This is a genomic window from Pedobacter sp. 01N416, from assembly GCF_056399685.1.
In genome coordinates this window covers 1-9,628 of the sequence record NZ_JBFTRT010000370.1, presented here as the reverse complement: position 1 = coordinate 9,628, position 9,628 = coordinate 1, and the positions used below count along the sequence as shown (strand labels likewise).

Sequence of the window (9,628 nt, the reverse complement as noted above, 5' to 3'; positions counted from 1 at the left end):
CCATCGCCCCCTTCCGGGCCGATATCGATTACCCAATCGGCACATTTGATCATGTCCATATTGTGTTCTATTACCAAAATAGTGTTCCCTTGTTCAATCAAGGTATTCAGCGCCTTTAGCAGTTTTTTAATATCATGAAAATGCAGACCGGTTGTTGGCTCATCAAAAATAAACAGCGTTTTATTGGCATTGTTCCCTTTAATCAAAAACGAAGCGAGTTTAATACGTTGTGCCTCACCACCCGATAAGGTATTAGAAGATTGGCCTAAATGTACATAACCCAGACCTACATCAACCAATGGATTTAATTTATTGAGGATCTTTTGTTCATCCTTAAAAAATTCTACCGCCTCTTCAATAGTCATATCCAAAATTTCAGATACGTTTTTCTCTTTGTAGGTTACATCTAAAACCTGCTGTTTGAAACGTTTTCCGTTACAGGCTTCGCAAGGCAGGTAAATATCGGCCATAAACTGCATCTCGATCTTCACCTCGCCCTCACCCTGACAAACATCGCAACGGCCACCTTCTACGTTGAAAGAGAATGCAGCTGGTTTTAAGCCTGCAGCTTTTGCCGATGCCAGACCCGAAAACAAGGCACGGATATCATCCCAGGCTTTAACATAAGTAACCGGGTTAGAACGGCTAGAACGACCAATCGGGTTCTGATCGACCATTTCTACAGCGCTTACCAGATCGTAATTGCCGAAAATGCCATCATAAGCACCCGTTTGCTCACCAGCGTAGTTGCCAATTGCCTTTTGTAATGCAGGATATAAGATTTTTTTAACCAAGCTGGTTTTACCCGATCCAGAAACACCACTTACGGCAGTAAAAACACCTAACGGAAACTTCACATCAATATTCTGCAGATTGTTTTCCCTTGCTCCTTTAATCAGGATGTGATCTTTCCACTTACGGCGTTTATCCGGAATGGCAATTTTTTCTATTCCCGATAGGTAACGGCCTGTTAAGCTATTTTTATCTTTTAAAATCTCCTCGTAATTACCACTGAAAACCAAATTACCGCCATGGGTACCAGCCTCAGGGCCAATATCAATAATGTAATCGGCTGCACGCATCATTTCTTCTTCGTGCTCCACCACCAAAACGGTATTGCCTACATTACGGAGCGAGATTAATACTTCGATCAGTTTATTGGTATCACGTGGATGCAGACCGATACTCGGTTCGTCCAAAACGTAAATAGAACCCACCAAACTACTTCCCAATGAAGTTGCCAGGTTGATCCTTTGCGATTCTCCACCCGAAAGCGTATTCGATAAACGGTTTAGGGTAAGGTAGCCTAAACCTACATTGTTTAAATAAAGGAAACGGTTATCAATCTCTGCCAATAAACGTTTGGCAATTTTGGTATCGTTGGCGTTTAATTTCAACTCGTTAAAGAAAACCAGTGCTTTTGCCAATGGCATCAGCACCACATCGATAATCGATTTCTCAGCAATCTTTACGTAAGATGCATCCTTACGCAAACGCGAGCCTTTACAATCAGGACAGGTGGTTTTGCCCCGGTAACGTGATAACATAACGCGGTACTGAATTTTGTAGGTCTGTTCTTCCAGTTCTTTGAAAAAAGCATCAAGGCCTGCAAAATATTTATTTCCTGTCCAAAGCAAGCGTTGCTCTGTTTCTGTTAAGGCACTATAAGGCCGGTGAATCGGGAATTCGAATTTTGGTGCAGCTTTAATAAAATTCTGCAACCATACATTCATTTTTTCGCCGCGCCAGGGGGCAATGGCATTATCGTAAATACTTTTGCTCTTATCAGGAATAACCAGATCTTCATCAATGCCGATTACGTTTCCATAACCTTCACAACGTTTACACGCACCATAAGGGTTATTGAAAGAGAAAAAATTCGGCGTAGGTTCTTCAAATTTTATTCCATCCAGTTCAAACCGATCGCTAAAATGTTTTGTTGTGCCCTGGCCTTCTACATAACAATCGCCTTTACCTTCAAAAAAAGCAGTCTGTGCCGAATCAGCCAATCTGCTTAATGTTTCTTCTTCCTTGTTGGTTACAATACGGTCGATCAGGATCTGAACTGTTTTATCATCCGTTAAGGCTTCATCCTTAAAGTCGGCATCATCTAAAACCGCTTCTATTTTTTCAATTTTATCGTTAATCAGAACGCGTAAAAATCCTTTCTGTAATAAAATAGCCAGTTCCTCCTTAATTGTACGGTTATTGTGCGGGTACAAAGGACAAAAAATAGTAACCGTTGTATCTTCGGGCATGGCATTTACATAATCAACCACCGTGCTTACCGAATCCTTTTTTACTTCTTTGCCCGAAACAGGCGAAATGGTTTTCCCGATACGCGAGAAAAGCAGTTTAAGGTAATCGTAAATTTCGGTCGAGGTACCAACGGTAGAACGTGGGTTGGAAGTAATAACCTTTTGTTCGATGGCAATTGCCGGAGCAATACCTTTAATATAATCAACATCGGGTTTATTCATCCGGCCCATAAACTGGCGGGCATAAGAAGATAAACTTTCTACATATCGGCGTTGCCCCTCTGCATATAAAGTATCAAATGCAAGCGAAGATTTCCCCGAACCAGACATACCTGTTACCACCACAAGTTTGTTTTTTGGAATGGCAACATCGATGTTTTTGAGGTTGTGCACACGGGCACCTTTTATGATAATATTTTTATGCGGATCTTTTTCGGCCTCTTTTTTGCTCATGTATAGTAACGAATATAATGTATAACCCCAGAATGTTGTTAGGGTTTTAAGAACATACAAAAATAGGGTACTGAGACGGTTAATTTATTTTTTAACATTTTATTTTTTGCTTTTTGATAAAAAAATAACTTTCTTTGAACATTAACAACCTCAAAACCAAACTAACACACATCAAAAAACATAGGAGAGCAGCTATAGAAATTAAACATCTACAAATTAATTTTTAGCAAATAGTACGGGATTTAGTGTAGGTAAACCTATGAATTTACAATCATATAATGATCAGGACCTGGTAAAGGTATATATTGCCGGGAACGAGAATGGATTGCAGGAACTTTTAAGAAGACATAAAAGTAAAATTTATACCTCTATCTACTTATTGGTTAAAGACCAATATCTGGCGGAGGATATTTTTCAGGATGCTTTTATAAAAGTAATTAATACCCTGCGATCGGGAAGATATAACGAAGAAGGCAAGTTTTTGCCTTGGGTAATGCGTATTGCCCATAACTTGGTTATCGATTATTTCAGAAAAGAAAAGAGAACACCAATCATCACCAGTGCCGATGGAATGGATGTATTCAATATGCTACACTTTTATGATGAGAGCGCAGAAGATAAAATGCTTCGCGACCAGACCCATAAAGATTTGAAAGCAATGATCCATTTATTGCCTGATGAGCAGAAAGAAGTGCTTTTAATGCGTCATTACGCTGATTTAAGCTTTAAGGAGATCGCAGATTTGACCGATGTAAGCATCAATACAGCATTAGGCCGTATGCGTTATGCATTGAGTAATTTGCGTAAAATGCTTAAAACAAAGGAGATGACCTACAAAGGGTAGTAAAATTGTTACATAAAATTTTTTAGGGGTTGAAATAAAGCATCTGAACTATCGTTAAGTTTATAAAACTTATCACATTTTAGTTGCTTATGACAAAAACCTCTACATCAAAAACAAATGTAAATTTACCTACACCTAACATGTTTCAGCCTAGAACTGATATTGAATCTGACGCAGAAATCGACTTATTTTATGATCAAATAAAAGGTAAGTTAGATAGACTGGCTAAAAATCCTCAAGATGAAACCATCAACAAGATTTTAGCTTACAGCAGCGCAAAGTAGAAAATCTTTACATGAGCCAAAAAAGCTTGTTCCACAGGGTGGGGCAAGCTTTTTCATTTTATGAGTTCAATAGTTCATTCRCCATYCGTTCATTGGTAACTGCAAACCGRCTACSGKTTCATAATTGATGGTACTTTATTATCTTATAACTACTTACATACATTATAAACTATTTGGACATCAACTATTTGACCATATACTATCGACTATCTGACCATCAACCCATCCTACCTCTTCCCTCTTTTCCATAAATGGCCTAATTTTTACAATCTCCTAAAGCAAAAAGCCTTACCTTTGCATAGTGTAAATTTAACACTAAGTACGCTATGAACAAGAACTTGCTCCCACTCACTTTAGGCGGTTTAGGCATCGGGATAACAGAATTTGTTATGATGGGCCTGCTACCCGATATCTCAAAAGATTTAGCAGTAACCATTCCGCAGGCAGGGCATCTAATTTCTGCATACGCTTTAGGTGTAGTAATAGGCGCACCCTTATTGATCATGATTGCCGGCAAATATCCACCAAAAATGATATTGATTGCTTTGATGATCATGTTCACGGTATTTAATGCCTTCTCTGCATTCGCACCTACTTTTGATACCCTGTTTATTGCCCGATTGCTTTCGGGTTTACCACACGGTGCATTTTTCGGGGTAGGATCGGTAGTAGCCAGCAGAATAGCCGAAAAGGGAAAAGCTGCTCAGGCGGTATCGCTTATGTTTATGGGCTCTAAGTTTCTTCAAAAAAAGAGAAGCATGGATCATCATTTTGATGATCTCGATCGGAACGGGTGGATTATTTACCTGGTACAGTTATATCGCCCCTTTAATGACAGATGTTGCAGGCTTTTCGCCAAATGCAGTAACCTATATATTAATGCTGGCAGGTTTGGGCATGATGTTCGGCAATTACGTTGGCGGCCGATTGGCCGATAAATTTTCACCAGCAAAAGCGTCTGCAGCCTTGTTGCTCACCATGGTAATTACACTAACCATTGTTCACTTCGTATCCGCAAGTCAGCCACTGGCTTTAATTATGACTTTTGTTACCGGCGCCGTATCTTTTGCGTTGGCAGCCCCAATACAGATGTTAATGATCCAGAGTGCTAAGGGCTCCGAAATGCTGGCAGCATCTGCAAGTCAGGCGAGTTTTAATATTGGTAATGCTTTAGGCGCATTCTTCGGCGGGCTTCCACTAGTTTATGGATTCGATTATACTTCGCCAGCCTATGTTGGTGCAGCTATGGCTTTGGTTGGTGCTTTTTTTGCCTTCTGGTTAATTAAAAGTAATCAGGACGTAACGGAACAGGTTAAAGTGCCAGCAACTTCCTTTCACTAAAAATATTCGTCATTGCGAACGAAGCAGCACTTTGTGATGGAGCGTAGTAATCTATATTGTTACTTTTTTTAGAAAATGAAAGTTAGTGCAAGCAAAAATTTCAGTCCTGCTGTACACTGTAGCCTCGCAGAAAAAGCTCGGGCTGCCGTTCCCATCAGGTTTAAAACGAAAGGTCAGTGCGGTTAATTAAAAACCCTTCGCAATTCCTGAATGATTGGATGTGATAGTCCAAATCACTCACTCATTCAATCATTCAAAACTCAATCATTCAAAATTAGTTGCCAGTTAACTTTTTGAGGGAGATTACAAATGCTTAGATCAATAATTAAGCGTTAAGCCTGCGCCAAAGCCCATATCGCTATCATAGTGCACAGAAATGCCCATGTATTTAGTGGTAATAAATTTAAGTCCGCCCATAAACTCTTTATCACTATTTACCATAAAGCTTGCCCTTAAGCGTTTAGAAATTGGTATATCTTCCCGCATTAACTGTAAACGAACATTACCGTCGTGGTAAACTTCTGCCTGCGCTACTACCAACATAGGCAGCGTGTAGGCAAGCCCTACACTAAACATACTTCTTTTATCCTTTGTGCTTTTTTGGCCAAAAATATTGCTTTCCTGTTCGCCAGCTTCCATTTTCCGGTAGCGCCAATCGAAACCTACAAAAGGCATTAGCCACTGCATTCTATCTACATATCGGCCAATATGAGTTTCGGTTTCAAAGCCGTGCATTTTATTGTAACCTAAGCGCCATTCAGCGCCAATGCTCCAGCGCGTATTTGCCAACATGACCATACCATCGTTTCCGTTACTGGCAAAATCGTTTTCTGCCATAAAATGAAACATCCTGTCATCGGCAAAAAGTTTTCGCTGCGCCAATTTAGGGTTTGGGATTTCGGGGTTTAGCGGCGAGTTTTCATAACTAAAGATTTTACCCATCCCACTCATCATGTGGTATAAAATGTGGCAATGAAAAAACCAATCGCCACTTTCTGAAGCGCTAAACTCAATGGTATCGCGCTCCATGGGCATAATATCGAGTACATTTTTTAAAGGAGCGTAATCGCCCTGACCATTAATTACCCTAAAATCGTGCCCATGCAAGTGCATAGGGTGGCGCATCATACTGTTGTTATATAAAATGATCCGCAGGTTTTCGCCCTTTTTAATGAGGATTTTATCTTCTTCAGAAATGGTTTTATTATCCAAAGTCCAAACATAACGGTTCATGTTGCCCGTTAACTGAAACTCCATTTCGCGGGTTGGGGCTTTAGGTAAAACCGTTTTTTCAGGTGAGCGCAACATATCGTAATTTAATGTTGTCATGGGGCCTTTTGCGCTTTTGCTACTACCCATATTATGGGCTTTATGCGCATCAGCAACAACAGTATCAGTCCCAGTATCATCCAGCTCAGCATACATTACGGTATTCATATCCATCACCTGGTTCTGCATTTTCATGCCTTCCATCTGCACCAGATTACCGTTCATATCCATCATTTCGTTCATCATTTTCATGCCTTCGAAATATTTCAATTTGGGCATTTTTTGAGCCGGCACTTTTTGCCCACTACCCAGCCATAAGGAAGCAGATTTGGTACGGTCTTCGGGGGTTACCAAAAACTCGAAGCTTTTGTTTTCGGGGATGGTTACAATTACATCATAGGTTTCGGAAACAGCAATAATCAGCCTATCTACTTCTACGGGTGTTACATCGTTACCGTCGCTGGCCACTACCGTTATTTTACCACCGGCATACGTGAGCCAAAAATAGGTAGATGCCCCGCCGTTAGCAATGCGCAACCTTACTTTATCGCCTGCTTTGAGCTTGTTTGGTACCTGATATTGATTTTTTCCATTAACTAAAAATGCTTCGTAGTACACATCACTCACATCCATGGCAGTCATCCGTTTCAGTTCGTTGGTGAGCTTGGTTTTAAAGTGCCCACCTTTTATTGCTTCGACATAACTCTGTGTTGTGCCTTTTTTTATCGCGAACCAATCATTGGCATTGTGTAATCGCCTGTCTACTTCGTGGGGCATCATATTTGTCCACTCACTCAAAACAACAGGTATCGTCGGTATAGTGGGTTCTTTTCTTTTGTTTAAGATCATGGCACCGTACATTCCAATCTGCTCCTGTAAGCCCGAATGGCTATGGTACCAATGGGTACCGTTCTGTATAATCGGAAAACGGTAAACATGGGTTTTATTGGGCGCAATAGGCATTTGGGTTAAATAAGGAACCCCATCATATTGATTTGGCAAAAATAGCCCATGCCAATGCAACGAAGTTGACTCCTTTAGTCTATTATGTACATGTATTTCTGCTGTATCGCCCTCGGTAAAAGTTAGTGTTGGCATAGGTATTTGCCCGTTAACCGCAATGGCTCTTTTAGGTTTCCCGCCAAAAGTTACCGTTGTATCGGCAACATATAAATCATAGCGCACAACCCCCGGCGACTTTTTGTTGCCTAAAGTTTCCACATCACTTGCTTTGAGGGGAGCTTTTTTTGGGGCAGCTGCTTTTACCTCACTGTGCTGATGTTGGCCAAAAGTAAAACTACTGAGCAAAATACTAAGGCAACAAACTAAAATAAACTTCATTTTGTAGCGTATGTTTTATTTAAGCACCACGGCAACCTTACCACAAGTTAACATTTTACTGCCATAATACGGATTTTTTATTGCCTCGCTTTCACTTAACCAATAGCTTTTTTTCATCGGGCAATAAGCATAATAAACAGGCTTATCGTTAAGTTTTACTGCTTTTACCAAGGCATAAAAATCGGTTGACAGGGAGGTAAAATGATCTCTTTGATGTTCAATATCTTTACTTTCCGCAATGTGCTCAGCATCAAATAATATTTTATCACGCAGAACTTTCGAAGTGTTCGTTTTCTCGTTGGCTTTTATGGCGTTAATTAATGCGGTAGCCTTGGTGCCAGCCACGCTTGCATTGCTGCTAATTAAGGCATCTTTAACTTCGTAATAAGCCTGCAAAGGGTTAACCGCTGCTGCTTTTTCCTGTGCTGATACACTGCCAGCCACAATTAGTACAAGGACATTGATTGTCCATAATTTAAATAATCTTTTCATTTTGTGTTAAGTTAAATGTTATCAACCTATTTCCTGATACCAGTTAGCGAGCTGCTTATTAATTTGCTTTGCAACCAGAACAGGGTTTTATTATTATACAAAACTAGCGCTACAGCCTTTCCGGATGTTACACATTTACCGAAAATGTTTATATAATTATCGCTTGTAGTTGGGCCATGAGGTTGGCGTTAAGCGGTTAGCGTGGATTGAGCGATTTAAACAATTAACCTTTTATAAGTAAAGGTCCTTCGACTAAGCTTTCATTGACGTTATTTTGCAATTGCTTACTAATAAGATATTTGCGACATTATGCATTTCCATCCAGCCATGCCACAGCACCGCATCCCTGTTCCGCTTAAATCCGGCCTAACAAATTTTTCGGATTCTGCTGACCCAGCCACACCGCTGACCTCTAAAGAAAAATTTTCAGCCGGTGTTTTTTGTTTCTTTTTGACATCAAAAAGAAAGAGCCTTTCGGCGGCGGTGAGCCGAGGAAAGCATGAGCTGTAGGGTAAAAAATAATCAATTATACGTCGTTAATATTGATTTTTATGAAATAAATTATTCCTCATRATAGCAAATCTCAGTTTTATCTCACACCTCTCCCATCTTCCATTTCCCATATTACATYTTCCATCTTTAACCTATATTTGCACATGCTTAAAAAAGAACGCTACAAACTTTTTGTAGAACATTTTTCGGCCAAGCAGCCTGATGCAGAAACCGAGTTACATTATAATAATCCCTACCAGCTTTTAGTGGCGGTAATCCTTTCAGCACAATGCACCGATAAAAGGGTAAACATGGTAACCCCTGCGCTTTTTCAACGGTTCCCTAATGCTAAAGCGCTGGCCGAAGCTACGCCCGATATTGTTTTCGATTACATCAGAAGTATCAGCTATCCCAACAATAAGGCAAAACACCTGGTGGGTATGGCTAATATTCTGCTTAACGAATTTAACGATGTGGTGCCTTCTGGGATTGACGACTTACAGAAAATGCCAGGCGTTGGCCGCAAAACCGCCAATGTAATTGCCTCGGTAATTTACAATGCACCGGCAATGGCGGTTGATACCCATGTTTTCCGTGTGGCCAACCGTTTAGGTTTAACCAATGGTAAAACCCCACTGGCGGTTGAAAAAGATTTAGTTAAAAACCTTCCCGAGCACGATATCCACATTGCACACCACTGGCTTATTTTGCACGGACGTTACGTTTGTGTGGCCAGAAGCCCCAAATGCGATGTTTGCGAAATTACTTACATGTGCAGGTACTTCGAACGCTTAACCACTCAAAACGAAAGAGATAAACTAAAAGCCTAAAAAATTATTTTCACTTTACTATTG

8 protein-coding genes are annotated in these 9,628 nt (G+C 40.3%); 5 read left to right on the top strand and 3 right to left on the bottom strand.

The annotated features are described in order from the left end of the window. Positions 1–2,711: excinuclease ABC subunit UvrA (uvrA, locus tag AC1DND_RS18990; protein WP_477583990.1), on the bottom strand; the 2,711-nt coding region annotated here is incomplete at its 3' end. Between the two features lie 259 nt (positions 2,712–2,970). Here uvrA and AC1DND_RS18985 point away from each other — a divergent pair. The 4 genes from AC1DND_RS18985 (at position 2,971) to AC1DND_RS18970 (ending at position 5,180) form a co-directional block, all read left to right on the top strand. Continuing rightward, positions 2,971–3,555 carry an RNA polymerase sigma factor gene (locus tag AC1DND_RS18985; protein WP_029279592.1) on the top strand — a complete coding sequence of 195 codons (585 nt, stop codon included), beginning with the start codon at positions 2,971–2,973 and terminating at the stop codon, positions 3,553–3,555. Between the two features lie 89 nt (positions 3,556–3,644). Continuing rightward, complete coding sequence (locus AC1DND_RS18980) at positions 3,645–3,839, top strand: hypothetical protein (protein ID WP_029279590.1); 195 nt, start codon at positions 3,645–3,647, stop codon at positions 3,837–3,839. Positions 3,840–4,165: 326 nt separating this feature from the next. Beyond that, the gene (locus AC1DND_RS18975; protein WP_477583988.1) at positions 4,166–4,777 is read left to right on the top strand and encodes an MFS transporter; all 612 of its coding nucleotides are present in this window, start codon (positions 4,166–4,168) and stop codon (positions 4,775–4,777) included. Then, complete coding sequence (locus AC1DND_RS18970; protein ID WP_477583987.1) at positions 4,719–5,180, top strand: MFS transporter; 462 nt, start codon at positions 4,719–4,721, stop codon at positions 5,178–5,180. Before AC1DND_RS18975 ends, AC1DND_RS18970 begins: the two co-directional genes overlap by 59 nt. 318 nt (positions 5,181–5,498) lie before the next feature. On the opposite strand, the gene AC1DND_RS18965 is transcribed toward AC1DND_RS18970, so the two are convergent. Further along, a complete protein-coding gene (locus AC1DND_RS18965; protein WP_477583985.1) occupies positions 5,499–7,790 on the bottom strand; it encodes a multicopper oxidase domain-containing protein in 2,292 nt (763 codons plus the stop codon). 15 nt (positions 7,791–7,805) lie between these two features. Continuing rightward, positions 7,806–8,282 (bottom strand): DUF3347 domain-containing protein, encoded by a 477-nt coding sequence (locus tag AC1DND_RS18960; RefSeq protein ID WP_477583983.1) that lies wholly within the window; start codon positions 8,280–8,282, stop codon positions 7,806–7,808. A 656-nt stretch (positions 8,283–8,938) separates the two neighbouring features. On the opposite strand from AC1DND_RS18960, the gene nth reads away from it, so the two are divergent. Next, positions 8,939–9,604 (top strand): endonuclease III, encoded by a 666-nt coding sequence (gene nth / locus AC1DND_RS18955; RefSeq protein ID WP_477583982.1) that lies wholly within the window; start codon positions 8,939–8,941, stop codon positions 9,602–9,604. Positions 9,605–9,628 lie beyond the last annotated feature (24 nt).

Coding starts and splice junctions, on each gene's coding strand:
- AC1DND_RS18985 (WP_029279592.1), top strand. CDS start 2,971: ATGAATTTACAATCATATAATGATCAGGACCTGGTAAAGGTATATATT.
- AC1DND_RS18980 (WP_029279590.1), top strand. CDS start 3,645: ATGACAAAAACCTCTACATCAAAAACAAATGTAAATTTACCTACACCT.
- AC1DND_RS18975 (WP_477583988.1), top strand. CDS start 4,166: ATGAACAAGAACTTGCTCCCACTCACTTTAGGCGGTTTAGGCATCGGG.
- AC1DND_RS18970 (WP_477583987.1), top strand. CDS start 4,719: ATGCTGGCAGGTTTGGGCATGATGTTCGGCAATTACGTTGGCGGCCGA.
- AC1DND_RS18965 (WP_477583985.1), bottom strand. CDS start 7,790: ATGAAGTTTATTTTAGTTTGTTGCCTTAGTATTTTGCTCAGTAGTTTT.
- AC1DND_RS18960 (WP_477583983.1), bottom strand. CDS start 8,282: ATGAAAAGATTATTTAAATTATGGACAATCAATGTCCTTGTACTAATT.
- nth (WP_477583982.1), top strand. CDS start 8,939: ATGCTTAAAAAAGAACGCTACAAACTTTTTGTAGAACATTTTTCGGCC.